The sequence below is a fragment of the Arthrobacter sp. Z5-13 genome (assembly GCF_056499105.1).
In genome coordinates, this window is the sequence record NZ_CP096460.1 from 2683428 (window position 1) to 2708823 (window position 25396).

The 25396-nt window shown below is 63.1% G+C and carries 28 protein-coding genes, 6 tRNA genes and 1 riboswitch; of the genes, 10 read left to right on the forward strand and 24 right to left on the reverse strand.

What is annotated here, in order from left to right; all coding sequences use genetic code 11:
- Positions 1-12: 12 nt before the first annotated feature.
- The 8 genes from lgt to hisI form a co-directional block, all read right to left on the reverse strand.
- Positions 13-1173: a prolipoprotein diacylglyceryl transferase gene (gene lgt / locus M1E02_RS12655; RefSeq protein WP_479374619.1), complete on the reverse strand. Its 1161-nt coding sequence runs from the start codon at positions 1171-1173 to the stop codon at positions 13-15.
- 2 nt (positions 1174-1175) lie between these two features.
- A complete protein-coding gene (trpA, locus tag M1E02_RS12660) occupies positions 1176-1994 on the reverse strand; it encodes a tryptophan synthase subunit alpha (protein ID WP_479374621.1) in 819 nt (272 codons plus the stop codon).
- A complete protein-coding gene (gene trpB, locus M1E02_RS12665) occupies positions 1991-3310 on the reverse strand; it encodes a tryptophan synthase subunit beta (protein ID WP_479374622.1) in 1320 nt (439 codons plus the stop codon). The genes trpA and trpB overlap by 4 nt, the downstream gene beginning before the upstream one ends.
- A gap of 150 nt (positions 3311-3460) precedes the next feature.
- Complete coding sequence (gene trpC / locus M1E02_RS12670) at positions 3461-4279, reverse strand: indole-3-glycerol phosphate synthase TrpC (protein WP_479374623.1); 819 nt, start codon at positions 4277-4279, stop codon at positions 3461-3463.
- Positions 4280-4281: 2 nt separating this feature from the next.
- Entirely contained in the window at positions 4282-4584 is a 303-nt protein-coding gene (locus tag M1E02_RS12675; protein ID WP_479374624.1) for an HGxxPAAW family protein, read from the reverse strand.
- 66 nt (positions 4585-4650) lie between these two features.
- On the reverse strand, positions 4651-5349 hold the full coding sequence (locus M1E02_RS12680) for a Trp biosynthesis-associated membrane protein (RefSeq protein WP_479374625.1): 699 nt from the start codon (positions 5347-5349) through the stop codon (positions 4651-4653).
- On the reverse strand, positions 5349-6944 hold the full coding sequence (locus M1E02_RS12685; RefSeq protein ID WP_479374626.1) for an anthranilate synthase component I: 1596 nt from the start codon (positions 6942-6944) through the stop codon (positions 5349-5351). The genes M1E02_RS12680 and M1E02_RS12685 overlap by 1 nt, the downstream gene beginning before the upstream one ends.
- A 76-nt stretch (positions 6945-7020) precedes the next feature.
- Positions 7021-7476, reverse strand: coding sequence for a phosphoribosyl-AMP cyclohydrolase (gene hisI, locus M1E02_RS12690; RefSeq protein WP_479374627.1), 456 nt, complete (start codon positions 7474-7476; stop codon positions 7021-7023).
- A 101-nt stretch (positions 7477-7577) separates the two neighbouring features.
- Between hisI and M1E02_RS12695 the strand changes: the two genes are divergently transcribed.
- Positions 7578-8222: a TIGR03085 family metal-binding protein gene (locus tag M1E02_RS12695; RefSeq protein ID WP_479378146.1), complete on the forward strand. Its 645-nt coding sequence runs from the start codon at positions 7578-7580 to the stop codon at positions 8220-8222.
- A gap of 23 nt (positions 8223-8245) precedes the next feature.
- Here M1E02_RS12695 and hisF read toward each other — a convergent pair whose 3' ends face one another.
- From hisF to M1E02_RS12765, 14 genes are all read right to left on the reverse strand, one after another.
- Positions 8246-9022, reverse strand: coding sequence for an imidazole glycerol phosphate synthase subunit HisF (gene hisF, locus M1E02_RS12700; protein WP_479374628.1), 777 nt, complete (start codon positions 9020-9022; stop codon positions 8246-8248).
- A gap of 45 nt (positions 9023-9067) precedes the next feature.
- On the reverse strand, positions 9068-9913 hold the full coding sequence (hisG, locus tag M1E02_RS12705; RefSeq protein ID WP_479374629.1) for an ATP phosphoribosyltransferase: 846 nt from the start codon (positions 9911-9913) through the stop codon (positions 9068-9070).
- 65 nt (positions 9914-9978) lie between these two features.
- Positions 9979-10242, reverse strand: coding sequence for a phosphoribosyl-ATP diphosphatase (locus M1E02_RS12710; RefSeq protein WP_247044674.1), 264 nt, complete (start codon positions 10240-10242; stop codon positions 9979-9981).
- Between the two features lie 88 nt (positions 10243-10330).
- Positions 10331-10816: a 6,7-dimethyl-8-ribityllumazine synthase gene (ribH, locus tag M1E02_RS12715; protein WP_479374630.1), complete on the reverse strand. Its 486-nt coding sequence runs from the start codon at positions 10814-10816 to the stop codon at positions 10331-10333.
- Between the two features lie 106 nt (positions 10817-10922).
- Complete coding sequence (gene ribA / locus M1E02_RS12720) at positions 10923-11633, reverse strand: GTP cyclohydrolase II (RefSeq protein ID WP_479374631.1); 711 nt, start codon at positions 11631-11633, stop codon at positions 10923-10925.
- Positions 11633-12325 (reverse strand): 3,4-dihydroxy-2-butanone-4-phosphate synthase, encoded by a 693-nt coding sequence (gene ribB / locus M1E02_RS12725; protein WP_479378147.1) that lies wholly within the window; start codon positions 12323-12325, stop codon positions 11633-11635. Before ribB ends, ribA begins: the two co-directional genes overlap by 1 nt.
- A gap of 29 nt (positions 12326-12354) precedes the next feature.
- On the reverse strand, positions 12355-13023 hold the full coding sequence (locus M1E02_RS12730) for a riboflavin synthase (RefSeq protein ID WP_479374632.1): 669 nt from the start codon (positions 13021-13023) through the stop codon (positions 12355-12357).
- Positions 13023-14138 (reverse strand): bifunctional diaminohydroxyphosphoribosylaminopyrimidine deaminase/5-amino-6-(5-phosphoribosylamino)uracil reductase RibD, encoded by a 1116-nt coding sequence (gene ribD, locus M1E02_RS12735; RefSeq protein ID WP_479378148.1) that lies wholly within the window; start codon positions 14136-14138, stop codon positions 13023-13025. Before ribD ends, M1E02_RS12730 begins: the two co-directional genes overlap by 1 nt.
- Before the next feature lie 125 nt (positions 14139-14263).
- Positions 14264-14414, reverse strand: a riboswitch (FMN riboswitch).
- A 108-nt stretch (positions 14415-14522) separates the two neighbouring features.
- The gene (rpe, locus tag M1E02_RS12740; RefSeq protein ID WP_479374633.1) at positions 14523-15179 is read right to left on the reverse strand and encodes a ribulose-phosphate 3-epimerase; all 657 of its coding nucleotides are present in this window, start codon (positions 15177-15179) and stop codon (positions 14523-14525) included.
- 100 nt (positions 15180-15279) lie between these two features.
- Positions 15280-16893 (reverse strand): RsmB/NOP family class I SAM-dependent RNA methyltransferase, encoded by a 1614-nt coding sequence (locus tag M1E02_RS12745; RefSeq protein WP_479374634.1) that lies wholly within the window; start codon positions 16891-16893, stop codon positions 15280-15282.
- Positions 16890-17810: a methionyl-tRNA formyltransferase gene (gene fmt, locus M1E02_RS12750; RefSeq protein WP_479374635.1), complete on the reverse strand. Its 921-nt coding sequence runs from the start codon at positions 17808-17810 to the stop codon at positions 16890-16892. Before fmt ends, M1E02_RS12745 begins: the two co-directional genes overlap by 4 nt.
- Positions 17807-18376: a peptide deformylase gene (gene def, locus M1E02_RS12755; RefSeq protein ID WP_479374636.1), complete on the reverse strand. Its 570-nt coding sequence runs from the start codon at positions 18374-18376 to the stop codon at positions 17807-17809. The genes fmt and def overlap by 4 nt, the downstream gene beginning before the upstream one ends.
- Before the next feature lie 104 nt (positions 18377-18480).
- Positions 18481-19326, reverse strand: a complete 846-nt coding sequence (locus M1E02_RS12760) for a cytochrome (RefSeq protein WP_479374637.1) — start codon at positions 19324-19326, stop codon at positions 18481-18483.
- Between the two features lie 117 nt (positions 19327-19443).
- A tRNA-Val gene (locus M1E02_RS12765) sits at positions 19444-19515 on the reverse strand.
- 261 nt (positions 19516-19776) lie between these two features.
- Here M1E02_RS12765 and M1E02_RS12770 point away from each other — a divergent pair.
- From M1E02_RS12770 to M1E02_RS12795, 6 genes are all read left to right on the forward strand, one after another.
- Positions 19777-19849, forward strand: a tRNA-Gly gene (locus M1E02_RS12770).
- 46 nt (positions 19850-19895) lie between these two features.
- A tRNA-Cys gene (locus M1E02_RS12775) sits at positions 19896-19966 on the forward strand.
- Between the two features lie 40 nt (positions 19967-20006).
- Positions 20007-20081: transfer RNA gene (locus M1E02_RS12780), tRNA-Val, on the forward strand.
- A gap of 55 nt (positions 20082-20136) precedes the next feature.
- A tRNA-Gly gene (locus tag M1E02_RS12785) sits at positions 20137-20209 on the forward strand.
- Positions 20210-20242: 33 nt separating this feature from the next.
- A tRNA-Val gene (locus tag M1E02_RS12790) sits at positions 20243-20314 on the forward strand.
- Positions 20315-20445: 131 nt separating this feature from the next.
- Positions 20446-20715, forward strand: coding sequence for an antitoxin (locus M1E02_RS12795; protein ID WP_247044726.1), 270 nt, complete (start codon positions 20446-20448; stop codon positions 20713-20715).
- A 109-nt stretch (positions 20716-20824) separates the two neighbouring features.
- On the opposite strand, the gene zapE is transcribed toward M1E02_RS12795, so the two are convergent.
- Complete coding sequence (zapE, locus tag M1E02_RS12800; RefSeq protein WP_479374638.1) at positions 20825-21862, reverse strand: cell division protein ZapE; 1038 nt, start codon at positions 21860-21862, stop codon at positions 20825-20827.
- A 200-nt stretch (positions 21863-22062) separates the two neighbouring features.
- On the opposite strand from zapE, the gene M1E02_RS12805 reads away from it, so the two are divergent.
- From M1E02_RS12805 to ybaK, 3 genes are read left to right on the forward strand one after another with little or no spacing between them, the layout of a single operon-like run.
- Positions 22063-23004, forward strand: coding sequence for a sulfurtransferase (locus M1E02_RS12805; protein ID WP_479374639.1), 942 nt, complete (start codon positions 22063-22065; stop codon positions 23002-23004).
- Positions 23005-23055: 51 nt separating this feature from the next.
- Positions 23056-23517, forward strand: a complete 462-nt coding sequence (locus M1E02_RS12810) for a SufE family protein (protein WP_479374640.1) — start codon at positions 23056-23058, stop codon at positions 23515-23517.
- A 14-nt stretch (positions 23518-23531) separates the two neighbouring features.
- The gene (gene ybaK, locus M1E02_RS12815) at positions 23532-24026 is read left to right on the forward strand and encodes a Cys-tRNA(Pro) deacylase (RefSeq protein WP_479374641.1); all 495 of its coding nucleotides are present in this window, start codon (positions 23532-23534) and stop codon (positions 24024-24026) included.
- Here ybaK and M1E02_RS12820 read toward each other — a convergent pair.
- Entirely contained in the window at positions 24010-25320 is a 1311-nt protein-coding gene (locus tag M1E02_RS12820; protein WP_479374642.1) for an alpha/beta hydrolase family protein, read from the reverse strand. The two genes, ybaK and M1E02_RS12820, sit on opposite strands and share 17 nt — an antisense overlap.
- Positions 25321-25396 lie beyond the last annotated feature (76 nt).

Genomic DNA, 25396 nt, shown 5'->3' on the forward strand with positions numbered 1-25396 from the left:
ACCGTTACTGGCCTACTTGGTGCTGCCAGCCTCCGGCGCGTTTTCCGTAACCTCATCGGTGGATTTTGCAGCCGGCTGCTTTTCCTGGAGGGAAGTGCTTCCACCGGCTGTTTGGTCCGCCGCTTCCGGGGAGGAAGCACGGTCTGGATCGCTTTGGTTATCTGGGAGATTACCATGCGATTCACTATCTGAGACAGGTTCGTCCGCATCACGGATGGTTTTGACGTCACCTGATTCGCCTGTCTCAGCTGCGGCTGCGTCGTGGTCCGCAGGGCTCCGCCCGTCCAGATAAGGGGTGTCCGGCTCTTCCGGCTTCTTCCTTCCCAGCACGATGAAGATGATCAGTGCCGTGACAAACACGAAGATGCTGGTCCAGACATTGAGCCTGGTGGTGATGCCGAACAGGTTGATCTGCTCGGCGTCGTCGATCCTCATGGCCTCAATCCAGACACGGCCGAGGGTGTAATACATGGCGTAGAGCCAAAAGAGCCGACCGCGCCGGAAGTTGAATCTGCGGTCCAGGATGAGCAGGAGGGCGACGCCAGCCAGGTTCCACAACGACTCATAGAGGAACGTGGGGTGGAAGAGCGTGTCCACAGGCATCCCGGGCGGGAAATTCGCGTTATCGGCGTCCACCTGCAACCCCCAAGGAAGGGTGGTGGGGCTGCCGAAGAGTTCCTGGTTGAAGTAGTTTCCCCAACGGCCGATGGCCTGGGCAAGCAACAGTCCGGGTGCGGCTGCATCGAGGAAAGCGGTGAGCTTCACGCCTGCACGGCGGCAGCCGATCCAGGCACCGACTGCACCCAGCAGCACGGCACCCCAGATCCCCAGACCGCCGCGCTGGATCTGCGGAATCAGGGAAAGGTCGCCCGTACCGTCAAAGCCGGGGCCGAAGTAGGCATCCGGGGACGAGAAGACGTGATACAGACGTCCGCCGATGATGCCGAAGGGAATGGCCCAGATGGCGATGTCCCACAGGCTGCCTTCCGGCGTCCCCCTCTTGTTCCATCGCCGGGATGTGAGCCACAGGCCCACGATGATTCCGGCCAGGATGCACAGGGCGTAGGCGTGGATGCGGAGTGACCCCCACGGCAGCGGGATATCGAAGCCGGACCAGTCCGGGCTCGGGATGCTTGCCGGCACGAGGGCGCCGGCCTGGAGGACAGTCTGCATTGTTAGGCTTCTTCCCTGTTGAGTCCGGTGCGGAGGTCTTTGGTGAGCGCGGCAACCGCGTCCACACCGCCGTCGCGGATGGCGGCCACAAGGGCCGTGCCCACGATCACGCCGTCGGCGTACTCAGCAATTTCCCGGACGTGCGAAGCGGTGGAAACACCGAGTCCCACACAAACGCGTTCGGCGCCTGCCACCTTGGCAGCGGCCACAACATCCTTTGCTGCGCTGCTGACAGAGGACCGCGCCCCGGTGACGCCCATAATGGAGACGGCGTAGACAAAACCGCGGCTGGCGTCGACAGTGCGCCGCATCCGTTCCGGCGATGAGGAGGGGGCGACAAGGAAGACCCTGTCCAGTCCGTACTTATCCGAGGCTTCCATCCACTCGGCGGCTTCATCGGGGATGAGGTCCGGGGTAATGAGACCGGCTCCGCCTGCTTCGGAGAGGCGCCGGGAGAACTCGTCAACGCCCATCCGGATCACAGGGTTCCAATAGGTCATCACCAGCACGGCGGCATCGGTCTTGCTGGTGATGCCGGCGACGACGTCGAACACCTGCCGCACGGAGAAGCCCTTGGCCAAGGCCTCGGTGGTGGCTGCCTGGATAACCTGGCCGTCCATGACCGGGTCCGAATACGGGATGCCGATCTCGATGAGGTCAGCACCGTTCTCGGCGAGGGCGATCCCTGCGGCAATGGTGTCTTCAACGCTGGGGTACCCGGCCGGAAGGTAGCCGATGAGGGCCGCCCGGCCTTCGGCGCGCGCCTTATCAATGGCTACGGCCGATTTGCTGGTGCTGGTGATGTCCTGAACGCCGGTCACAGCTGCTCTCCCTCTTTGCCGATCTCGGCTTCTGCGGAATCCTTGTCCAGCAGGTCAAACCATTCAGCGGCTGTTGCCACGTCCTTGTCCCCTCGTCCGGACAGGTTCACCAGCACAATCTTGCTGCTGGCGTCGCCATCTTCTGCGGCGAGCCGCTGTCCCACCTTGATGGCGCCGGCCAGGGCGTGCGCTGACTCGATGGCGGGGATGATGCCTTCCGTTCGGCACAGGAGACGGAAGGCGTCCATGGCTTCGCTGTCGGTGATGGGCTCATAGCTCACCCGTCCGATGTCCGCGAGGTAGGAGTGCTCCGGGCCAACGCCGGGGTAGTCCAGTCCGGCCGAGATGGAGTGGGACTCGATGGTCTGGCCGTCGTCGTCCTGCATGAGGTAGGAGCGGGCGCCGTGGAGGACGCCCGGCTTACCCAGGGTGATGGTGGCAGCGTGGCGGCCGGTGTCCACGCCGTCGCCGCCTGCTTCAAATCCGAAGATCCTCACTGAGGGGTCATCAAGGAAACCATGGAAGATTCCGATGGCATTGGATCCGCCACCGATACACGCGCAGACGGCATCCGGCAGACGCCCTGCCTGGTCGAGGATCTGGGTCCGGGCTTCCTCGCCGATGACCTCATGGAAGTAGCGGACCAGCGCGGGGAACGGGTGGGCCCCGGCGGCAGTACCCAGCAGGTAGTGGGTGTTACCGACGTTCGCCACCCAGTCACGGAGTGCCTCGTTGATGGCGTCCTTGAGCGTCTGTGAACCGTTGGTGACGGGGATAACAGTGGCGCCCAGGAGTTCCATCCGGGCCACGTTCAGCGCTTGCCGGCGGCAGTCCTCGGCACCCATGTAGACAACACATTCCAGGCCAAGCAAAGCGGCGGCCGTGGCGCTGGCAACGCCATGCTGGCCTGCCCCGGTCTCGGCGATGACCCGGGTCTTGCCCATGCGCTTGGCAAGGAGCGCCTGGCCCAGCACGTTGTTGATCTTGTGGGAACCAGTGTGGTTGAGGTCTTCACGCTTGAGGAACACCCGTACTCCCCCGGCGTGCTGGGAGAACCGCTTGGCTTCAGTGAGAAGTGAGGGACGCCCTGAGTAGTTCTTGTTCAGGTCCGCGATCTGCGCGATGAACTCCGGATCGGCCTTGGCCTTCTCAAAGGTATCTTCAAGCTCGTCCAGGGCGGCGATCAGCGATTCCGGCATCCAGCGCCCGCCGTAGGAGCCGAAGTAGGGCCCGGGTGCATGGCGCAGCGACGGTCCCCCTTGAAGGAATGCGTCCACGGCATCCTTGTCAGAGCCGGCTGTTGGTGCGTCGACCATCAGTCTCACCATCCTGTTCCACTGTTTCAGTGTTTATGTAATGCTCAGTGTTCTATGTAGCGCTCAGTACTTGGGTCGTGCGTGGTAAGGCGATGTGCCGCCTTGTCGTGCGGCAGGCCGGCTGCAGACACTCGCCTGGAGTGCCGGTTGTCAGACGCGGGCGGCGATAGCTTCAGCGCCGGCCGCGGTAAATTCGGCAATCCGCTCGCGCGGAGTGGCGTCGCTGACCAGGGCTTCGCCGACAAGAATCGCATTGGCGCCGTGAGCGGCGTAGTGGGTGACGTCGTCGACGCCCCTCACACCGGACTCGGCGACGATGACGGCACTTGCCGGGATGCTCCCTGCCAGGGAGGCAAAAACTGAACGGTCGACGTCGAGAGTCTTCAGATTGCGCACGTTGACGCCGATGATTCTCGCCTCCGCCGCGACAGCCCGCTCAATCTCTTCAGGCGTGTGAGTCTCCACGAGGACATTCATGCCGAGTTCCGTGCTCAGCGCACTGAACTCCTGCAGCTGGGCATCGGAAAGGGCTGCCACAATGAGCAGGACCATGTCCGCCCCGTGTGCGCGGGCTTCCCAGATCTGGTATTCGTCCAGCGTGAAGTCCTTGCGGAGCAGCGGGATATCCACACTTGCACGGACGGCGTCGAGGTCGGCAAGGGAGCCGTTGAAGCGGCGCTGTTCGGTCAGGACGCTGATCACTGAAGCTCCGCCATCGGCGTACTGGACGGCCAGCGCGGCGGGATCGGTGATGCTGGCGAGGTCCCCTTTGGAGGGACTGCGCCGTTTGATTTCGGCGATGACCTTGAGCTGCTCGCGGCTGGCCGAGTTACCGCCAAGGGCGGCCCAGGCATCACGGGCAGGGGCGACGGCGGACGTGAGGTCCTTCAGTTCCGCGAGGGAAACGAGGCGACGCCGTGCCTCCAGATCCTCCCTAACACCGGCGTTGATGTCATCGAGAACTGTCACTGCTAGTGGCCGGAGTTCTTCAGCTTGCTGCCGCCGACGCCGTAGCCTGCCTTGCGCATGGCGAAACCGAGGATCAGGCCGAGCAGCATCACAATCCCGCCGGCAATGAAGATGAAGGTGCTGGAGATGACGAACGCAATGGAGGCGATGAGTGCACCAACGAGCATCACGATGACGCACGTCCACGCGGCCGGGCTGTTGCCATGACCGAGCTCAACGCTGTGGTCAACGCCGAGGTCCACACCGGCGGCGGAGGCGCCTGCCGGCGAACCTGACTTGGATGTGGAAACAGTGGCTTTGCTCATGAAAATCTCCTCAGGATGAATACTGCTTACATTCTGCCATTTTTTGTCCCTGCCTTGGACATCGGCTCAGGTGGGGTCGTCGCCTTTTGACAACCTGTCCCAGCTGTCGATCTCGTCAGCCGGACCGGAGGCTTCAGAATTCGCGCCGGCCGCCGCGGCGTCAAAGCGCGTACGCGCCTTCCAATACCGGCTCGCCGGGATTATCAGCAAGGCGCTCAGCCCCAGCATTGTTCCGGCGGCGACGGCGAGGGCCGGGAAAGCCGTAACGCTCACGTCCACATTGCTTCCGGAAATACCGGTTGCTGCCGCAATAGCCCCTTGCGACGCAGCCAGCGGATCAGCGAGGACAATCAGGGCCGCCGCCAGGATTCCCGCAGAAGCTGCGATGATAATTCCCGTAATAATCCAGCGCGCGATCCTGCCGGCAATCGACGCAGCCAGGCCGCCTGCCAGGGCGACGATGGCAAGTGCAGTTACCGGTGTTGCCGCTTTGCTCCCCTGGACCGGCAAGCCGTCCTGGCTGGCGACTGCCTGGCCAAGTTGGGCAGGATCCAGGTGGACGGTTATCCAGGTCTGGGTGGTGGTTCCGACCACCGCCAACGCCATCAGGGCAATGATCAGGACGAGGAACGATTTCCGTGCCCAGGCCGGTGCAGGCTTGGTTTCTCTTGCCGTGGTTCCAGAGGCAGTGGAATCGGTGCGCCCTTCAGCGGGGCCCGAGCCCGAAGCAGTGTTCGAGCCCGCCGACTTGTCGAGTCCACTCATCAGACGCCCGGACCTGTTGCAGCAGGTGACGGCGGGACGCTGCCGCGAACGGGCACGCCTTCCTCCTGGATATTGTGCAGTGAGCCGGCTATGTGGACTGCCCGAAGAGGAGCGGCGGCCTTGTTGACGGTTTCGAGGGCTTCGGTGGGGTTTACCGAATCCGCAACGATTCCGCCGCCGGCCTGGACGTAGGCGCGGCCCTCGCGGAGGAGGGCTGACCGGATGGTGATGGCCATGTCCATATCTCCGGCAAAGTCCATGTAGCCCACCACTCCGCCGTAAATGCCCCGACGGTGCGGTTCGAGTTCGTCCAGCAGCCGCAGGGCTCGCGGTTTGGGAGCACCGGATAGCGTTCCCGCCGGAAAAGTTGCTTTCAGGACGTCATAGGCATTGGCCGTGGGGGCGAGGTTGCCAACCACTGTGGAAACGAGGTGCATGATGTGGCTGAAGCGCTCCACCTCCATGAACTGGGTGACATCCACCGTGCCGGCCACACAGACTTTGGAGAGGTCGTTGCGGGACAGGTCAACCAGCATCAGATGCTCGGCCCGCTCCTTCTGGTCGGCCAGCAGTTCCTCGGCCAGAGCTTTGTCCGCCTCCACCGTCTTGCCCCTGGGACGGGATCCGGCGATGGGGTGGGTGATGACTTCCTCACCGTTCACGGTGACCAGCGCCTCCGGGGAAGAACCCACGATCGAGTATTCACGCCCGTCTGCATCCTCGAGGCTGAAGATGTACATGTACGGGCTGGGGTTGGTGTTGCGGAGCACGCGGTAGACGTCGAGCGGGCTGGCATCGCATTCCATCTCGAAACGGCGCGAAATGACCACCTGGAAGACCTCGCCGTCGACGATTGCTTCCTTACCGCGGTCGATGGCGGCCAGATATTCGGGCTCGTTCCATCGTTCCTGCACGCTGGAGGCGAAGTCCAAGGCTGCAGGCTCGAGGACGGAGACGGGCTGCTGTACAGGTGTGCTGACCCGGCTGAGCAGCGCCTTTACGCGGGCGACCGCGTCGTGCCACGCTTCGTCGACGCGCTCGGAGCTATTGTCGAAATTGATGGCATTGGCAATGAGCAGCACCGTGCCGTCAGTGTTGTCGTGCACGGCCATGTCTGTGACCAGGTTGAGCGCCATCTCGGGCAGCTGGAGATCATCCTCAGGAGGGCTGGTGAGCTTCTCCCAGTGGCGCACGGTTTCCCAGCCGAGGAATCCCACCAGGCCCGAGGTGAAGGGAGGCAGCCCGTCGAACCTGTCCGTCCGCAACGCCTCAATGGTGTCCCGCACAGCGTCAACGGGATTGCCGTCGACCGGGACACCCTTCGGCGGCTCGCCGAGCCAGTGGGCCTGGCCGTCCCTGGTGGTCAGGGTGGCCCGGGATTTGGCGCCGATGAAGGAGTACCTGGACCACGAGCCACCCACGGCCGCCGATTCCATGAGGAAGGTGCCTGGCTGGCCCTGCGCGAGCTTGCGGTACAAGCCGATGGGCGTTTCAGCGTCCGCCAGGACCTTGAGCCGGACAGGGATAACGCGGCTGTGGCCTGCGAGTTCGCGGAACTCCTCCAGGCCCGGGCTGATGACTCCAAGGTCCTGCATGGCTATGGTTCTCCGCCTGTTCTATGAGTGACAATTCGAAAGTGCTGGGTGCTGCCGGTCCTGATTCAGGTCCTTGTCAGGAGGGGCTGCCTGTCACGGCCTCGAGTTCGCGGCCGTCGAAGCATGTGCGCGTTCCCGTATGGCAGGCTGCACCGACCTGGTCCACGCGGACCAGCAGGGCATCTCCGTCACAGTCCATCGCAACGGACTTAACCCATTGGACATGCCCCGAGGTGTCTCCCTTGCGCCAGTACTCCTGGCGGGAGCGTGAATAAAACGTCACACGCCCGGTGCTCAAGGTCCGCTGAAGTGCTTCATCGTCCATCCAGCCCAGCATGAGCACTTCATTCGTATCGAACTGTTGCACGACGGCCGCCACCAGGCCGGCACTGTCACGCTTGAGGGCAGCAGCAATTTCGACCGGAAGATCGCTGGCCTGTGGAGACGGACCAGCTGTTGAACCAGACTCGGCTACAGGCTTGGAAACGGGCGGGTTTGACGCGCGCGGGGCGGGGGCGGGCTGCTCAGACATCAGGTCAAGTCTAGTGCCTGCCATAAGTGTGAAGATCAGCACCAGCCGAGGCGGCGGTTCCACTGCGCGTGTCCGGCCCTCTCGTGCTACTTTCACAAGTGATGCATTTCGTCGAACCGTCCCGAGAAGTTCTGGCCGAGACCCTGCTGGCGGCCGGTCCTGACTCCCCCACGCTCTGCACCGGATGGCAAACCCGGGATCTCGCCGCGCACCTCTATCTGCGCGAGCGGAAGGCCGCCGTCGGACTGGGGCTCCTGTTCAAGCGCCTGGCAAAAGCCTCGGACAAAGCGACGGCGAAACTGGCGGCCAAGCTCAAAACCACCGAAGACTACAACCGGTTGGTCAACACCTTCCGGGCCGGTCCTCCGGTTCTCTCCCCCATGAACATTCCGGCGCTGGACGAAAGCTCAAACCTTATTGAGTACTTCGTCCACACCGAAGATGTGCGCCGCGCAGTGGACCGCTGGGCACCCCGTGCCTTGGACGCCGAATACTCTGACGCACTCTGGGACGAACTCGTTAAGCGTGCTGCCATTCTCTACCGCGGCGTGGACCTCGGTGTGGTGCTGGTGCGCCCCTCAGGCCCGCGGCACGTTGCCAAGCGCGCACCCGTTTCAGTTGCGATCGTCGGGGAACCGGGTGAGTTGCTGATGCATGCGCATGGCCGGACAAAACACGCCCTCGTAACTTTTGAAGGCCAGCCCGACGCCGTCGCGCTCCTCCAGTCAGCAGAAGTCGGCCTCTAGCCCACCTGCGGGGCAGGTGGGGCTCAGCGGACTTCGAAACCGGCTTCGCGGATGGCCGTCTTAACCTGCGAAATCATGTCATCGGGTCCGAAGTGGAAGATCGACGCGGCCAGGACTGCGTCTGCCCCCGCGGCCACGGCCGGCGGGAAGTGCGCCGGCTCGCCCGCTCCGCCGGACGCGATGATGGGAACCCGGACTGCGGCACGGACCAGACGGATGAGCTCCAGGTCGAAGCCGTCTTTGGTGCCGTCGGCATCGATGGAGTTAAGCAGGATTTCTCCTACTCCGCGGTCCGCTGCTTCCTTGGCCCAGGCGATGGCGTCGATTCCGGTCCCCTGCCGGCCGCCGTGGGTTGTCACTTCGAAGCCGGACGGGGTCGGTTTGGAGCCGGGCCGGTTACGCCGTGCATCCAAGGACAGCACCAGCACCTGGGAGCCGAAATGCCTGGTGATCTCATCCACGACGTCGGGCCGGGCTACCGCTGCTGTATTGATGGACGCCTTGTCGGCCCCGTAACGCAGAAGCTTGTCCACCTCTGCGACGCCGCGGACGCCGCCGCCTACTGTCAACGGGATAAAGACTTCTTCGGCGGTTTGGCGCACGACGTCGAAGGTCGTTTCGCGGTTGCCTGAGGACGCCGTGACATCAAGGAATGTGAGTTCGTCGGCGCTGCCGTTGTCGTAGCGGTGTGCGAGCTCAACCGGGTCCCCGGCATCGCGAAGGCCTTCGAAATTGATGCCCTTGACCACACGGCCGGCATCAACGTCCAGGCATGGGATAACGCGAACGGCTACAGCCATGACTTCTCCTGAAAATTACTGAAGGAAACTCTGTGGACGAGGGGCTCAGATACGGCAGGCGTGGATGCTGCTGACGAGGATGGCACGGGCACCCATGTCGTATAGCTCGTCCATAATCCGGTTGGTATCCTTCTTCGGCACCATGGAGCGCACAGCCACCCAGTCCGAGTCCCGCAGCGGGGAGACAGTGGGAGACTCAAGGCCGGGCGTCAGCGCCGCCGCCTCCTCCACAAGCTCCTTACGGACGTCGTAATCCATCAGCACGTACTGACGCGCCACGAGAACACCCTGGAGGCGGCGGATCAAGACGTCAGCCGCCGGATTCTTTTCACCCTTGCGGCCGATGAGTACCGACTCGGAGAGCAGGATCGGTTCCCCGAAGATTTCCATCCCGGCGGCCTTGAGCGTGGTCCCGGTTTCCACGACGTCGGCAATGGCGTCCGCGACGCCGAGCCTCACAGAGGACTCGACGGCGCCGTCGAGCCGTACCACTTTGGCGTTGATGCCGCGCTCGGCGAGGTATCCCCGCAGGAGGCCGTCGTAGCTCGTCGCCAGCCGCTTTCCCTCAAGCTGCTCGACGGCGTCGAAATCACCGACGGGCCCAGCGAAGCGGAAGGTGGACGCGGCAAACCCGAGGCCCAGGAGTTCCTCAGCCTCTACCTCAGCGTCCAGCAGCAGGTCCCTGCCGGTGATGCCGACGTCGAGCGTTCCCTGCCCGACATACACGGCGATGTCGCGCGGGCGGAGGAAAAAGAACTCAATATCGTTGTCCGGATCAACCAGCACGAGTTCGCGGCCGCCATCGCGGCGCTGGCGGTAGCCTGCCTCGGCGAGCATCTCGGAGGCGGCTTCGGACAAGGATCCTTTATTGGGAACGGCAACTCGCAGCATGGAGGAGAATCTTTCTGGGTGGGGACGGAATCGGTTTCAAGCAGGGTATGACCGCAGCGGGGCGGCTAAAGATGCTTGTAAACGTCTTCCAGGCTTAGTCCCTTGGCAAGCATCAGAACCTGCAGGTGGTAGAGCAACTGGGAGATCTCCTCAGCGGCTGCTTCGTCGGATTCGTACTCAGCAGCCATCCAGACTTCCGCTGCCTCTTCGACGACCTTCTTGCCGATGCCGTGGACCCCGGACTCCAGTTCAGCGACCGTGCGGGAGCCGGGCGGGCGTGTTGCAGCCTTCTCACTGAGTTCTGCAAACAGCGTCTCGAAATTCTTCACGCCCTCCAGCCTACTTGCTCAAGGCTGGAGAGCGCCTGCCGGGCCGTAGCATGACGACGGCGTTGTGACAGAAAGCACAAACGGCTCGTTACCGGTACTGGCTCAGGGTCACTGCCGTTGCGAGGGCAGCCGTCACGGCTTCATGGCCCTTGTCCTCCGAGGAACCGGGAAGGCCGGCCCGGTCCAGGCCTTGCTGTTCCGTGTCACAGGTCAGCACACCGAATCCCACCGGGACCCCGGTTTTGACGCTGACATCGGTCAGACCCATGGTGGCCGCCTGGCAAACGTAATCAAAGTGGGGTGTGCCTCCCCTGATCACCACACCGAGTGCAACGACGGCGTCAAAGTGCGGCGCCAGCCGGGCAGCGGCGACGGGAAGCTCGAAGCTGCCGGGTACCCGGAGGACGGTCGGCTCGCTGATGCCGGCCTCTTTGGCGGCTCGAAGCGCACCGTCGAGCAGGCCGTCCATGATCTGCGTGTGCCAGCTCGCAGCAACGATCGCCAGTTTCAGGCGTGACGTTTCGTCGGGGTTCAGGGTGGTCAAGTCGATTTCGGGCGCGCCGTGTCCGCTCATTGCGAGGTTCCGTTCAGTTGTGGTGGTGAGTCTTGATGTTCAGTTTTGACAGGGTTCAGTTTTGACCAGGCCGTTCAGCCTGCGCCAGTTCGGGCCGAGGGCCGGCTCAGTCCTGTTCGTGGTCAAAGGGGGTGGAGGGCAGGCCCGCGGCTCCTGCGGGAACGGTGGCCGATTCGGCGCCAAGGACAAGCCGGTGGTCCATCCGATCCTTCTTGGTCTGGAGGTACCGGATGTTCTGCTCGCGGGAGGGAACCTCGGTGGGAACCATCTCCACCACTGTGACGCCCGCCTTGGCCAACCTGTTCTGCTTATCAGGGTTGTTGCTCAGGAGCCGGATTTTGGTGAGTCCCATTTCCGCCAGGATCTGCGCCGCAGCCTTGTAGCAACGGGCGTCAACGGGCAACCCCAGTTGCTCGTTGGCTTCTACGGTGTCCAGTCCGGCCTCCTGAAGGGCGTAGGCCTTGATCTTGTTCGCAAGGCCGATGCCGCGGCCTTCCTGCCCGCGGAGGTACAGCAACGTCCCGCCGTATTCGTTGATCATCTCCAGCGCATAAGCGAGTTGTTCACCGCAGTCGCAGCGGTAGGATCCGAAGACGTCGCCCGTGAGGCATTCCGAGTGCAGCCGCACCAGGGGTGCCTGCCCATCGGTGGGCGGAATGGGAGAGCTCACTGCCAGGTGCTCGGCACCGGTTTCGAGGTCAATCCATGCCTGGGCAACCAAACCGCCGAACTCGCCGGGAAGCTGGACCACCGGGCCACCGCTGACCGGGTGCGGCTCTGCGCCGTTAGCTGCCTTCTGGACTTTCGAAGCCGTCATTATTTCTCCTCTTTTCCGGCCGGAACCGATGCCCGCCTACTGTGTTCCCCATTACCCAGATAGCTCACAAGGTCCTCGATCGAGATAAGCGGGCAACCATGTTCTGCAGCAAAAACGCGCAGTCCATCCAGCCGCATCATCTCTCCGTTGTCATACACCAACTCTGCAATTACACCCACGGGTGACAGTCCTGCCAGCCGGCACAGCTCGACAGCTGCTTCCGTATGGCCCGGACGTTCCCGTACACCCCCCTCAACGGCCCGAAGCGGAAAAACATGCCCGGGACGTGTAAGCGAGGCCGGCGTGCTGGCAGGATCGGCCAGCACCCTGGCAGTCAGGGCACGGTCTGACGCGGAAATTCCTGTGCTCACGCCTACTGCCGCATCACAGGAGACAGTGTAGGCAGTCCCCTTGGCGTCCTCGTTGACTTCCACCATCGGCGGCAAGGCCAGGGCGTCAGCGCGGGCACCGTCGAGGGGAACACAAATGACTCCCGAGCTGTAGCGGACGGTCCAGCCCATGAGAGCCGGCGTGGCAAATTCCGCCGCGAAAATGATGTCGCCTTCATTTTCGCGGTCCTCATTGTCCACCACAATTACGGGTCTGCCCGCGGCGATCGCCTGTACGGCTACTTCAATACTGTCCAACCGGGCAGGAGCAGCATCCAATTCGACGGGGGCAGCGAGATCCAGCGGGTGGCCAGGCGCGGGGAAGGCCGGGCTCACAGCGAAACCTCCGTATCCACTGCCTGGGACGCCGATGCGGTTTGCTCCTGTGCCGCCGGCAGGGAGAATGCCAACAGCCGCTCGGTGTACTTTGCGAGCACATCAACCTCCAGGTTCACCGGGCCCCCAATGGTCTTTGCTCCCAGACCTGTCTCCGCCAATGTTGTGGGGATCAGTCCCACCTCAAACCAGGGCGCCGGATCCTGGGCGGAGCTGACCGCAGTAACGGTGAGGGATACGCCGTCGACCGCTATTGACCCCTTCTCGGCGATGTACCTTGCCAGGGCGGGAGGCACTTCAAACCTCAGCCGGTCCCAGTTTTCCAGGGATTCCCGTTCCTTCAGGCTGCCCACACCGTCTACGTGGCCTTGGACGACGTGACCGTCCAAGCGCCCACCGGCGGGAACACACCGCTCAAGGTTGACGGCGTCCCCGGCCTGCAACCCGCCAATCGTGCTCCTGACCAGGGTCTCGCCCATAACGTCGACGCTGAACTCCTTGCCAACGATCTCAGTGGCAGTCAGGCATACGCCGTTCACTGCAATTGACCCGCCCAGAGCAAGACCCTCGGTGGTCCCGGGCGCCTGCAGACGGAGGGTTGCGCTTCCCTCTCCCCTTTTCACGGACAGTACTTTGCCCTGTTCGGCGATAATTCCGGTAAACATCAATAGCCTCCTGCTGCGCTGCCGGCACCTGTCAGGTGCACGGTTGAATCGGTAGTTGCCGTGGAAAGTTCGGTGATGGGTGAGCCGGCAGATGTTTTTGAGCCGGCAGGGCGAAGATGCAGCCGAAGATCCCGGCCCAGGGACTGAACGGCTCCGCCTCCTGCGGGATCCCATTCCCAATGCTGGGCATCGGAGAGGGTTGTGATGCCGAGGTCGCCCAGAGCCGCGGTGCCGGATCCCAGCAGCGTGGGTGCGAGGTAAACAATGAGTTCATCCACTAGCCCGGCTGTCAGGAAAGCGCTGAGGATGCGGGAGCCGCCCTCCACCATCAGATGGCGGACTCCGGCGGCAAAGAGGCTGTCCAGGGCCTGGCGGGGGTCCCTTGTGGCGAGATGGAAGACACGGCCGTCGTCTCCGTGAATAGCGGCATCCTCCGGAATGTTCCGGAGCCCCATGACGGCTCGCAGCGGTTGCCTGCCTTCGGGCTCACCGGCGGAGTTCCTGGCAGTTAGCCGGGGGTTGTCAATCATGACTGTCTGGGTGCCCACAAGGATGGCATCGATGCGCCCGCGGGTGCTGTGGTTGTCCGCCAGGGACTCCGGACTCGAAATCCACTGGCTGGTGCCGTCCTGGGCTGCAATCCGGCTGTCGAGGGTCTGGGCGATGTGGAGCGTGACGAAGGGCCGCTTAGACAGTACGGCCTCGAACCATCTGCGGTTCAGGTCAAAGGCGCCCTCCGCATTCAGCCCGGAAAGTACCTTGACTCCCGCCGCCAGCAGCGTGGCCGCGCCGCCGGCAGCCGGATCATGGGGATCATCCACGGCATAAATGACCTTGGCCATGCGGGCATCGATGATTGCCTGGGCGCAGGGACCGGTACGTCCACAGTGATTGCAGGGTTCAAGAGTGACCACCATGGTGGTGCCCGCGAGATCCAGCCCCTGCGAACCAGCCTGGGCAATGGCATCGGCCTCGGCATGGGGGGTTCCGGCGCCGCGGTGATAGCCCGTTGCAATCTGCCGGCCGTGAGCATCGAGAATTACCGCGCCCACCAAGGGGTTCACCCCACGGGGTCCCTTGAGCGCCTCCGCCAAGGCACGCTCCATGGCCGCCATTTCAGCGGGCGTGAATTCAGCGTCTGAGACCACCTGCGTGTCGTTCCTTCCCTCGAAAACCGCGTGGGCTCCGGGGGTATACGACAGCAAAGTCTGTGGCGCCTTAAAGCGCCACAGAAACAGCCGTACGTGCTTCTCTCATCCAGACTTTAACTGTCGGTACCGGAATTTCACCGATTCAACCGTCCGCCGGAAGCCTTCGAAAAGAAAGCACCGGCTCGCGGGTCGCGGACTGTCACCGCCGGTTCGGACTTACACCGACCCCGGAGCACGTATTTGTGTGTTGTTATTCTGTCACAACCTCACTGCCCGCCCGGGTATTCCCGTCAGAGTGCGTCACAGGGAGAATTGTTTTCGTCGTAAATGCTGAGCCCGCTAAGTCGGCTACCGGCTACCGGCCTTCCGGAGCCGTTCCACGGCTTCGGACGGGTCCTCGGCGCCGTAAACCGCGGAACCTGCCACAAAGACATTCGCTCCGGCTTCTGCTGCGCGGATGATGGTTTCTTCCGTGATGCCGCCGTCCACCTGCAAGGCCACACCGGTGCCCGCTCCGTCGATGGCAGCCCGTGCCCGGCGGATCTTGGGCAGCGTGAGGTCCAGGAAAGACTGGCCGCCAAAGCCCGGCTCCACTGTCATGATGAGGAGCAGGTCCAGTTCCGGCAACATGTCCAGGTACGGCTCTACCGGCGTTCCCGGCCGTAAGGCCATTCCTGCCTTGGCACCCCTCGCCCGCAGTTCACGGGCAAGTTTGATCGGGGCGATCGAGGCTTCGACGTGGAAGGTCACGGAAGCCACTCCTGCGTCGGCGTAGGCCGGGGCCCAGCGGTCGGCGTCGTTGATCATCAGGTGGGCGTCCAGCGGCACCGGACTGACGGCCTGGATCCGCTGCACCACGGGCAGGCCGATGGTCAGGTTGGGGACGAAGTGGTTGTCCATAACGTCAACATGCACGGCGTCGGCGTTGCTGATGCGCTGAAGCTCGGCCTCGAGGTTCACGAAGTCCGCCGAGAGAATGCTGGGATTGATACAGCACTGGGCCATGTGAATGTCCTTTCACGTAAGGGCACTGCCAAACCAACAACGGCCAAGCAGTTTTCAGTTGAGAGTACTTCCGGGTTGGATGCTCACGGCAATCCCGGTGTCAGGACTTCTTCCGGATAAGGGCAAGGAACATGGCGTCCGTTGCGTGCAGGTGAGGCCATAACTGCGCCGTCCCCTCATGCCCGGCCTCCAAATGACCGGTCAGGCTCACGTTGTCCAGCACGGCTCCGGCATCCAGCAATTCCAGGTCATCACGCTTGCGCAGGGCATCGCTGACCACGGCGGTGGTTTCGGCCGGGTGCGGCGAGCACGTCACGTAAGCCACCACCCCGCCTGGTTTGACCGCAGCCAGGGCCGACTTCAGCAAATCCCGCTGCAGCGGCCCCAGATCCGCAAGGTCCTTCGGTGAACGGCGCCAGCGTGATTCGGGACGGCGCCGCAGGGCACCCAACCCGCTGCAGGGAACATCGACGAGGATCCGATCGAACGTCTCGGGCTGTTCGCTGCCGAGCTCCCGGCCGTCCCCGGTGCGGACCTCCCAGACGTCGCCCGGCACAACCGACAACGCCTGGCGGACCAGCTTGGCCCGATGCGGCAGGGGTTCGTTGGCCAACAGGCGTGCACCGCTTTGGTTGGCGAGGGCTCCCAGCAGGGCTGCCTTTCCGCCGGGTCCGGCACAAAGATCCAGCCAGAGTTCTCCATGCTCCGAACCGGCAGTGCCAGTGTTGCCGGCATCGTCCCCGCTGGCACGGTTGTCCTGGAGATCGACGGCGGCCAGCGCACGGGCAACCAACTGGGATCCTGCGTCCTGGACCCTGGTGCTGCCTTCCCTGATGGACGCAAGCCTGCCGAGGTCTCCCCCGCTGGAAAGTGCGGAGTCCTCAACGAGCTCGCCTGGGGTCGCTCCATTCTGGAGCGCTTCATCAAGGCTTCCCAAGCCGGGCAAAGCCACAAGATTGACCACAGGAGCCGCGTTGTCCGCCTCAAGCAGCGCGGTAATTTCCGTCACAGGCCGTCCATGTGCCACCAAGGATTGCCTCAATGCCCGGACGATCCACTCAGGATGGGCATGGCGGACTGATGCAATGGTGGTCTCGTCCTTCTGGTCCCGAAGGAGTTCCTCGAGCCATTCATCGAGGCTCCGGGCAGAAACCTTCCGCAAGACGGCATTGATGAGCGTGGACGGCCCGGCTCCGATAACAGCCCGGGCCAGGCCGACTGTCTGATCCAGGGCAGCGTGCGCAGGGACGCGCATCGCCAACAGCTGATGAGCTCCGATCCGGAGGGCGTCGAGGATTGCCGGATCTAGCTGGTCGAGGGGACGGTCAACGCAGCGGGCCAAAACGGCGTCGTAAGTCCCCTGTCCGCGGAGGGCACCATAGCTCAGTTCGGTGGCGAATCCGGCGTCGCGCTTGTCCAGCCCGTGATGCCGGATCCGGGAGGGGAGGACAAGGTTCGCATAAGCATCCTCGGACGCAACAGCGCGGAGTACTTCGAAGGCCACCAGACGCGCGGGATCGGCACGGCGGGTGCGCTGCGAAGGCGCGTTTTCCGTGAAGCTGCGCTGCGATGTCCGGTTCCGTTCCCGGCCCTGCGCGTTCCGCTGGCTGCCCCCGGCTGCGCTGCCCCGCTGCCCGCCGCTCCGTGGCCCACCGCTCTGTTGCCCGCCGCTGCGCTGCCCACGGCCGTTGCCGCCTGTGCCGGACCCGCTCATTCGAACACCATGCTTTCCAGTGAAGTCTGTCCGCGCACCCAATCGGTGGCGGTCATTATTTTCTTGCCCGAAGGTTGGACCCTCGTTAATTCCACAGCGTGCGAGCCGGTACCTACCAGCACAGCCTTTTCCCTCAGGGCCACCTTGCCTGGTTCCAGGTCAAGCGTATCCGGGCGCAGCACGACGGGCTCGAGCTTCAACCTCTGGCCGTCCAAGGTGGTCCACGCTCCCGGCTCAGGGGTAACGCCACGCGCCCTCCTGCCAAGGGCAAGAGCCGGCTGATGCCAGTCGAGGCGTGCGTCGTCAATGGTGAGCTTCGGTGCGAGCGAGACGTCCCCGCTCTGCGGCACGGCAGCAGCGGCTCCGGCCTGCACTGCAGAAAGCGTCTGGGCGAGGAGTACGGCTCCGCTGTGTGATAGCCGCTCCAGCAGCGCGCCGGAGGTGTCGTCGTCGTGCACCTTTTCGGTGAGGGTGCCAAATACAGGTCCCGTGTCCAGGCCCTCTTCGAGCAGAAAGGTCACGGCCCCGGTCACGTCATCACCGGCAATGACAGCGTGCTGGACCGGCGCGGCACCACGCCATGCCGGCAGCAGGGAGAAGTGCAGATTGATCCATCCGTGTTGTGGGACATCCAGTGCCGCACGGGGAATGAGCCCGCCATAGGCCACGATTGCGGCCACATCCGGTTTCAGTTCCGCGATCTTGGCAGTAACCTCAGCATCCACCTTGGCAGCGTGAATCACGCCAATCCCCAGTTCGGCGGCCCGGGCTGCGACCGGAGAGGGAGTCAGCACGCGCTTTCGGCCAAGGGGAGCATCGGGTCGCGTGAGTACGGCGACGACGTCAAACCCGGCAGCAAGCAGTGCGTCCAATGACGGCACGGCCACCGCCGGCGTTCCGGCGAAGAGAACCCTCATCCGGCTGTTCCGGAACCTGCGCCGAAGCTGGAACCCACGGTCCGCGCCCGCTTGGCGGTGGTTTGTTCGGCAACAAAGTGATAGTTGGCTGCGCGGATAGCCCGGAGGGCACTCTTGCGGTCTTCGCCTTCAAGACGGTCGGTGAAGAGCACGCCGTCAAGGTGGTCAGTCTCGTGCTGGAAGCAGCGGGCCAGCATGCCCTCAGCCTCTACGACCACCGGGTTGCCGTTCAGGTCTACTCCTGTTGCCTTGGTGGCCCGATGACGGCGGACAGGGAACCCGAGCCCGGGAATGGAGAGGCAACCTTCCACTTCGTCCGTCTGGAAGTCGTCACTGTTTTCCAGGACCGGGTTGATAATGTGCCCTTCGACTCCGCCGATGCGGTAGGTGAAAACACGGAGGCTGACACCGACCTGCGGCGCAGCAAGTCCTGCACCGTCAACGTCCTCCATGGTTTCCACCATGTCAGCGACCAGCTTTTCAAGGTCAGGTCCGAATTCCGTCACGGGATCGGCCACGGTGCGGAGCACAGGATCGCCGATGATGCGAATGTTCAGAATGGCCATGGGCAGTCTTTCCTCACGGTGGAGAAGGATGGGATCCCATCCAGTTTAGATGGCACAGCTGTCAGGAGGGCGCGGTGTGCCGGCCAGGGAAGTGGAGAGGCTGATCAGGGAGACACCGGCGGGGCCACAGGCAGCAGTGCATTTCCGGCACTTCCTGTGTCAGCGGCCATTTCCCAGACCCGACGCAGTGCGCAGAACTTCCACCAATGATGTTTGAGGACCTCGGGGTTGGCCCGCTGGGGACGGACTTCAGTCTCACCCAGGGCGACTGCCAGGAGGACCGGTGCTTCACCGTGCTTCCAGGGCTCCCATTCGCCGGCCACAGCGTCCACGAGGCTCTCTTCAGCCTTCATCCCTGCCACCAGCTGCATCACCACTTTGTCGTCCAGGGGCTTGACCGTTCCATCCCTGGTGGTGCCCTTGGTTTTGTAATCGATGAGGCAGGTCCGGCCGTTGATTCGCGCTACCAGATCCAGCGTTCCCGCATAGCCGACTGTTTGGTTCCAGACGGTGATCTCCGGCGCGATGGGCTCAACGCGGTACAGCTCCCACCATTCATCAAACCGGGCGGCAAAGGCTTCCTCGCCGTTTGCGGCCAGGGCCTCACGCGTTTCCTTCATCCGGTGCGGCCTCCCTAGGGCCCGTAAAGCCACCTGCTCGCAGTAATCATGAACACGGTCACCACGTTTGGCGGCGACATCCCGGTACGCCTCCGCTGCACGGGCCGCCCTGTTGACCGCCTGCCGTACCTGCGCCGGGCTGCCCAGAATGCCTGGGAGCAGGGGGTCGCTGGCAAGGCTGCTGGCACCCATATAGCCGAACCATCCATCCAGGCCGTGAGGCTGTTGGCCTATGACGGTGGTGATGGACGGAACAGAAAACTCCGCGGTAGTGGACCGGGCGTACATACGGCCATAATCCGTGGCGTGGGCAAGCAGTGGAGCGGTCATGTATCAACTCTTTCACAAAGGACCGACAGGAAGTCCAGCTCACTGAAACCGTCTGGACCACCGGAAGAAACACAAAAAAGGCCCGTTCCGCTGCAAGAACGGAACGGGCCTTCGGGGTGGGCGATACTGGGTTCGAACCAGTGACCTCTTCGGTGTGAACGAAGCGCGCTACCACTGCGCCAATCGCCCCAATGCCTTTGAATGCTAGCCCAGTCCGGTCAAATTTAGAAATCGGCTTCCTGACACCATTATTCCACTTTGAAGTCGGGCAAAGACAGAGGGAATTACATGGCTGTAATTAGTCGAAACCCCCTAGATATCAAGGAATCAGCGGCATTTGTGTCCGGGGGTGGGGAAGCGATTTGGAGAATCATTGAACCTCCTATAGAGTTTTTACTCGTTGGAACGCGAGGAAATGCCCCTCAGGGCACCGAATCAAAGCTCCAAACTGCGGACGTAGCTCAGCTGGTAGAGCACCACCTTGCCAAGGTGGATGTCGCGAGTTCGAATCTCGTCGTCCGCTCGCAGGACACTGTCACGGCAAGGGTTCTTCGGAATCGTGCTAACACGGTGGGTTGGCCGAGAGGCGAGGCAGCGGCCTGCAAAGCCGTATACACGGGTTCGAATCCCGTACCCACCTCGGTGAAAACCATGGTTTCCGGTTCAGGCTGGATGGCAATGGGCGATTGGCGCAGCGGTAGCGCGCTTCCCTGACACGGAAGAGGTCACTGGTTCGATCCCAGTATCGCCCACCAGAGCAATTCTGATTGCTTGTTGTAGAACGCCGATCAAGCGCAACGATCTACATGTGCGGACGTAGCTCAGCTGGTAGAGCACCACCTTGCCAAGGTGGATGTCGCGAGTTCGAATCTCGTCGTCCGCTCTCTTTTCTTTTAATCCGCGTTACTCATTCCGCGGGCGATTGGCGCAGCGGTAGCGCGCTTCCCTGACACGGAAGAGGTCACTGGTTCGATCCCAGTATCGCCCACTCATGAAAGCAGCTCCCTCGGAGCTGCTTTTTTGCTGTCAAAACGCCCATAGCGGTTGGCACCTCCAACCTCCGCGGTTAGGATCGAAAGGCCAGGAGCGATCTGGCTCCGCGACTGAAGGGAGGTGCCCGTGGGATTACTTGACGATCTAAAGGGCAAGGCTCAGCAACTTATTGGTGGCAAAGAAGAAGCCATCAAGGACGGCATCGGCAAAGCCGGTGACTTCATCGATACCAAAACCGGTGGAAAGTACGCCGACAAGATCGATTCCGTCCAGCAAGGTGCAGCCGGCCTCGTGGACAAGGCGAACGGGCAGCCCGATGCGGCGCCTGCAGCCGATGATCCCCACGTCGACGGTGAGCCACCTGTAGCCGGGGAACCCCGACAGCAGGGCCTCTGACCCAACTAGGTACGTCAGCGAGGTGTCGGTCCCGCCGAGAGGCGGTGCCGGCACCTTCGGCGTTTAACCGGCCCTTCGGCGTTCAGCAGGCCCTACGAGGGCACTGCCTCTACGAGGGCTCGTGGTTTTGACCCTCGCGCGCCAGGGCTGTCAGACGTGAGACGGCGCGGAAGTACTTCTTCATGTAACCGCCGGTCATCATTTCCTCTGTAAAGAGGCGGTCGAAAGGAACGCCGCTGGCGAGGATGGGGACGTCCTTGTCATACAGTCTGTCCGCGAGGACCACGAACCGCAGGGCAACTGCCTGTTCCGTGATGGTGTCGACATCGCGCCACACCACTCCATCGATGCCGTCAATCAATTGCCGATAGCGGCTCGGGTGGACGCCAGCGAGGTGGGCAATGAGGGTCTTGAAGTCATCCCTGGCCACAGTCTTGCCGTCGAACTCCGCCTTCATGTGATGGTGGAGTTCGTCATTGCGCAAAGGCAATGGAGCCGCCGGCAGGCCGCGGTGGCGGAAGTCCTCGCCGTCGATCCTCACCACGTCGAACTGATCGGCCAGAACCTGGATCTCGCGTTGGAAGTCGACGGCGGCGAAGCGGCCGTCGCCCAGCGAACCCGGAAGCGTATTGGACGTCGCTGCCAGCTTGACGCCGGCGTCGGCCAGTTCCCGCATCAGTCGGGACATGAGGACGGTATCGCCCGGATCGTCGAGCTCGAATTCGTCAATGCAGACGAGCTTGTAGTGACTGAGCGCTTCCACCGTCTTCCGGAAGGACAGCGCTCCCACGAGGTTGGTGTACTCAACAAAGGTGCCGAAAGCCTTCGGGCCCGGCGTCGCGTGCCAGAGGGACGCCAGGAGGTGCGTCTTGCCGACGCCGAATCCGCCGTCCAGGTAGATGCCGGCCCGGGACGTGTCCTTCTTGGCAAAGAGGCGTTTGAAGAGGCCGTCGCCATCCCGCGCGCCCACGCCGGCAGCGAAACCTTCGAGGGCACGGACCGCTGCCGCCTGGCTTGGCTGGGAGGGATCGGGGCGGTAGCTGCCGAAGGAGACCGCACCGAATCGTGGCGAAGGATAAAACCCCTTAAGGAGGTCATCCACGGAAACCGCCGGCGTGCGCGCGGCGAGCTGTTCGATCTGTACCAAAGTGGTCCGTTCTGCTGGTCTGTCCCCAGAAAGAATACCGGTATCGGCCCTGCGGCAGCGGTCACGTGATCAAGGCCATATGTCCCTGTGTTAACAGAGGGAAGCAATCGTCCGGGGGCGTGGCTAGTGTGGGAGCAGGTCCGGCTGCCGTGAAACTCGTGCCAGGGCCCACTGACCGTTTTCAATGAAAGGCCATCAGCATGCCCTACCCCGTTGAACAGAACGAGAAATTCTCCGCCTACACCCACCCGGAGCGGCTCGTATCCACCGAATGGCTGGCCGCGGCCATCGAGTCCGGTGCCGTGCGTGACGGCGGGCTTGTGGTGGTGGAGTCCGACGAAGACGTCCTGCTTTACGAAACCGGGCACATCCCCGGCGCCGTGAAGATCGACTGGCACACCGACCTCAATGACGAAGTGACCCGGGATTACGTGGACGGCAAGGCATTCGCTGCCCTCGCTGCAGCCAAGGGGATTTCCCGGGACAGCACCGTGGTGATTTACGGCGACAAATCCAACTGGTGGGCTGCTTACGCACTCTGGGTCTTCACCCTGTTCGGCCATGAGGATGTCCGGCTGCTGGACGGCGGCCGCGACAAGTGGATCGCCGAAGGCCGTGAACTCACCACCGACGCACCTGCTCCTGCTCCTGGCAACTACCCGGTAGTAGAGCGCAATGACGCCCCCATCCGCGCCTTCAAGGAAGACGTGCTCGCTCACCTGGGCAAGCCGCTGATCGATGTGCGTTCCCCTGAGGAGTACACCGGACAGCGCACGCACATGCCTGCCTACCCTGAAGAGGGTGCGCTCCGTGGCGGCCACATCCCCACCGCCGCTTCCATTCCCTGGGCCCGTGCCGCTGCACCGGATGGCACCTACCGCAGCCGTGAAGAACTCGAGGCACTGTATCTGGGAGAAGCAGGATTGACGCCGGGCGACGACGTCGTGGCCTACTGCCGTATCGGCGAGCGTTCCAGCCACACCTGGTTTGCCCTGAAGTACCTTCTGGGGTTTGACACCGTCCGCAACTACGACGGCTCATGGACCGAATGGGGGAACGCTGTCCGCGTTCCCATCGTCAAGGGCGCCGACCGCGGCACTGTTCCTTCCTCGCAGCCAGTATCGGCAGCGGTGTCCAACTAGTCGGCGAAAGCCCACACCCCTCCCCTGCAAATACTGCGTAAGCTGGAACTGATGAATACCGATTCCCTCCCCGCCAACCTTGCGGAAATTGTTGATGATTTCCAGGCCCTCACCGAACCTGAGCGGCTGCAGCTGCTCCTGGAGTTCTCGCGTGGACTTCCTGAGCTGCCCGAGCATCTCAAGGACCACCCTGAACTCCTCGAACAGGTGGTGGAGTGCCAGTCGCCATTGTTCCTGACAATCGAGACGGAAAAGGGCGACGGCGGTGCTCCGGACAGCGTCCGGCTCTACTTCAAGGCGCCACCGGAAGCTCCCACCACCCGGGGCTTCGCCGGTGTCCTCCATGAGGGACTTGACGGTTTGTCCGCACAGGAGATCCTGGCCGTGCCGGATGATATGCCGGAGCTCCTGGGACTCACGCGCGCCATCACTCCGTTGCGGATGAGGGGCATGACGGCCATGCTGGGCCGCATCAAGCGTAAAGTGGCGGCCTCGGCCCGTTTCCAGGGCTGAGCCCCCGCCGGCGGATGGGAAGAAAACAGGCTTCACAAGGAACACCGGCCACAGCGGCCTTAGCTGCGGCCGGTGTTCCTTTTGTGCTGCACCCGTACCAACACGATCCCGCCACAGCGAGCTACGGCATGGAGGCTGCAGAGGTGCTCGGCATTGACCCGGCAAGGGTCTTCAAGACCCTCATGGTCGACGTCGACGGGCAGCTGGCCGTGGGAGTGGTTCCAGTCAGCGGCAACCTGGATCTTAAGGCGATGGCCGCATCCTTGGGCGGGAAGAAAGCCGCAATGGCTGATTCCGCCGTCGCAGAACGCCGGACGGGCTACGTCCTGGGCGGGATTTCGCCGCTGGGACAGCGCCAGGCTTCCCGCACCGTCGTTGACGACAGCGCGTTGGAACAGGAAACAGTGCTCATCAGCGGTGGCCGCCGGGGACTGGACGTCGAACTGGACCCCCGCGACCTCATCAGGTTCACGGGCGCCATTTCCGCACGAATCAGGACGCAGCGCTAGCTGACCCGGCTCCAGGGTTCGTCCTGGGTGCCAGCTGCTGCCGTAGCCATGCCGAAATCAGCGACTCCCACCGCTGTGGATCAACGTTCCATTCCTTGGTGTGCCGGGCGCGGCTGAAGCTTTCAAAGGTGACCATCTCGGGGTTTTTTTCAGCGAGCTCCGCTGACGGGCCGTACGGCACATATTCATCGTCCACACTGTGGATGATGAGGGTCGGCGTCCGCAGCTCCACAGCCCTCGCCACCCAGTCCATGGCTTTCAGGTCCACCGGAGCCGCGAGTCCCGTAAGCCTTCGGCCGAGGCGGTGGCTCATCATCAGCTGGCCATACCTGCCGACGCCGGACGGAATCCGATGAATTTGGGCATGGTGCGCCAGGACCTCCACCCAGTTAATTACGGGAGCATCCAGGACCATGGCACGGATCAGGTGGCGGTAGCGCGACAAATCGGCGGCTTGAAGACATATTGCCCCTCCCATGGACCACCCGAAAAGGACCACTTCTTTGGCACCATTGGAGAGAGCATATGTAATGGCGGCCTCGACGTCGCGCCATTCCGTGGAGCCGAGCCCGTAGCGGCCGTCTGGTGCCGACGGCGCCAGGCCGTCATTCCGGTAGGAGATCAGGAGGCTGGTCAGTCCGTGATCCCTTGCCGTGTGGACGGCCCGTAATCCCTCCTGCCTGGTGGCGCCGCGGCCGTGCACCATAATGGCCCAGATGTCCGTGGCCGGCTGGGCTGGAATCATGATGGCCGGCGCTGATCCGCCGTCGACGTCAATCAGCACCTCCTTTGAAGGGAGGCCGATAGCGGCGGGATCGGGGTAGGCAACCCCGCTCCACCAGCCACGGCGGGCTGTGGCCAGATCGCCGCTGTACACCGCCTCCACCTCGCGAAGGACAGTTCGTTCGGCAGGCGAATACGACAGGATCCTTCCGATCCGGGCATGGCCGCGCCCGCTGTCGAAGAAGAGCCCGTACACGCCTTCCACAATGGCGTCATCAGTCGCGTCGAGGATGACCTGTTGCCGGTTTCCATCGCGAATGACGGCAAGGATTTCCTGGTTCTCGTCACGGATGCGGGCGGGGGTGATCACCCTCCGCGCGAAATACAGGGCGAGGGCGGAGGAACCAGCGCCCATCAAACCCGCGAGGCTCGAACCTGCAATGACACCGCCTAGTGCCCACTTGGCGCTCAGGGATTTCGATCCCGTCGTCGTGGTTCCCGTTACTGAAGGAGTCAGCAACGCTCGCAGTGAAGCGCGGGGGGTCTCGGGGCGGCGGAGCTGGAAAGCCATGCCACCATTCTTACCGCTAACTCACATCTGACATATTCCGGACATGCCGCAGCCGGATGTACTGCGGGGACGATGC

Excerpts from the sequence above, each read along its gene's own strand:
- lgt (WP_479374619.1), bottom strand. The coding sequence starts at position 1,173 with ATGCAGACTGTCCTCCAGGCCGGCGCCCTCGTGCCGGCAAGCATCCCG.
- trpB (WP_479374622.1), bottom strand. The coding sequence starts at position 3,310 with ATGGTCGACGCACCAACAGCCGGCTCTGACAAGGATGCCGTGGACGCA.
- M1E02_RS12675 (WP_479374624.1), bottom strand. The coding sequence starts at position 4,584 with ATGAGCAAAGCCACTGTTTCCACATCCAAGTCAGGTTCGCCGGCAGGC.
- M1E02_RS12680 (WP_479374625.1), bottom strand. The coding sequence starts at position 5,349 with ATGAGTGGACTCGACAAGTCGGCGGGCTCGAACACTGCTTCGGGCTCG.
- M1E02_RS12685 (WP_479374626.1), bottom strand. The coding sequence starts at position 6,944 with ATGCAGGACCTTGGAGTCATCAGCCCGGGCCTGGAGGAGTTCCGCGAA.
- hisI (WP_479374627.1), bottom strand. The coding sequence starts at position 7,476 with ATGTCTGAGCAGCCCGCCCCCGCCCCGCGCGCGTCAAACCCGCCCGTT.
- M1E02_RS12695 (WP_479378146.1), top strand. The coding sequence starts at position 7,578 with ATGCATTTCGTCGAACCGTCCCGAGAAGTTCTGGCCGAGACCCTGCTG.
- hisF (WP_479374628.1), bottom strand. The coding sequence starts at position 9,022 with ATGGCTGTAGCCGTTCGCGTTATCCCATGCCTGGACGTTGATGCCGGC.
- hisG (WP_479374629.1), bottom strand. The coding sequence starts at position 9,913 with ATGCTGCGAGTTGCCGTTCCCAATAAAGGATCCTTGTCCGAAGCCGCC.
- ribH (WP_479374630.1), bottom strand. The coding sequence starts at position 10,816 with ATGAGCGGACACGGCGCGCCCGAAATCGACTTGACCACCCTGAACCCC.
- ribA (WP_479374631.1), bottom strand. The coding sequence starts at position 11,633 with ATGACGGCTTCGAAAGTCCAGAAGGCAGCTAACGGCGCAGAGCCGCAC.
- M1E02_RS12730 (WP_479374632.1), bottom strand. The coding sequence starts at position 13,023 with ATGTTTACCGGAATTATCGCCGAACAGGGCAAAGTACTGTCCGTGAAA.
- ribD (WP_479378148.1), bottom strand. The coding sequence starts at position 14,138 with ATGGCGGCCATGGAGCGTGCCTTGGCGGAGGCGCTCAAGGGACCCCGT.
- rpe (WP_479374633.1), bottom strand. The coding sequence starts at position 15,179 with ATGGCCCAGTGCTGTATCAATCCCAGCATTCTCTCGGCGGACTTCGTG.
- M1E02_RS12745 (WP_479374634.1), bottom strand. The coding sequence starts at position 16,893 with ATGAGCGGGTCCGGCACAGGCGGCAACGGCCGTGGGCAGCGCAGCGGC.
- fmt (WP_479374635.1), bottom strand. The coding sequence starts at position 17,810 with ATGAGGGTTCTCTTCGCCGGAACGCCGGCGGTGGCCGTGCCGTCATTG.
- def (WP_479374636.1), bottom strand. The coding sequence starts at position 18,376 with ATGGCCATTCTGAACATTCGCATCATCGGCGATCCTGTGCTCCGCACC.
- M1E02_RS12760 (WP_479374637.1), bottom strand. The coding sequence starts at position 19,326 with ATGACCGCTCCACTGCTTGCCCACGCCACGGATTATGGCCGTATGTAC.
- M1E02_RS12805 (WP_479374639.1), top strand. The coding sequence starts at position 22,063 with ATGCCCTACCCCGTTGAACAGAACGAGAAATTCTCCGCCTACACCCAC.
- M1E02_RS12810 (WP_479374640.1), top strand. The coding sequence starts at position 23,056 with ATGAATACCGATTCCCTCCCCGCCAACCTTGCGGAAATTGTTGATGAT.
- ybaK (WP_479374641.1), top strand. The coding sequence starts at position 23,532 with ATGGGAAGAAAACAGGCTTCACAAGGAACACCGGCCACAGCGGCCTTA.
- M1E02_RS12820 (WP_479374642.1), bottom strand. The coding sequence starts at position 25,320 with ATGGCTTTCCAGCTCCGCCGCCCCGAGACCCCCCGCGCTTCACTGCGA.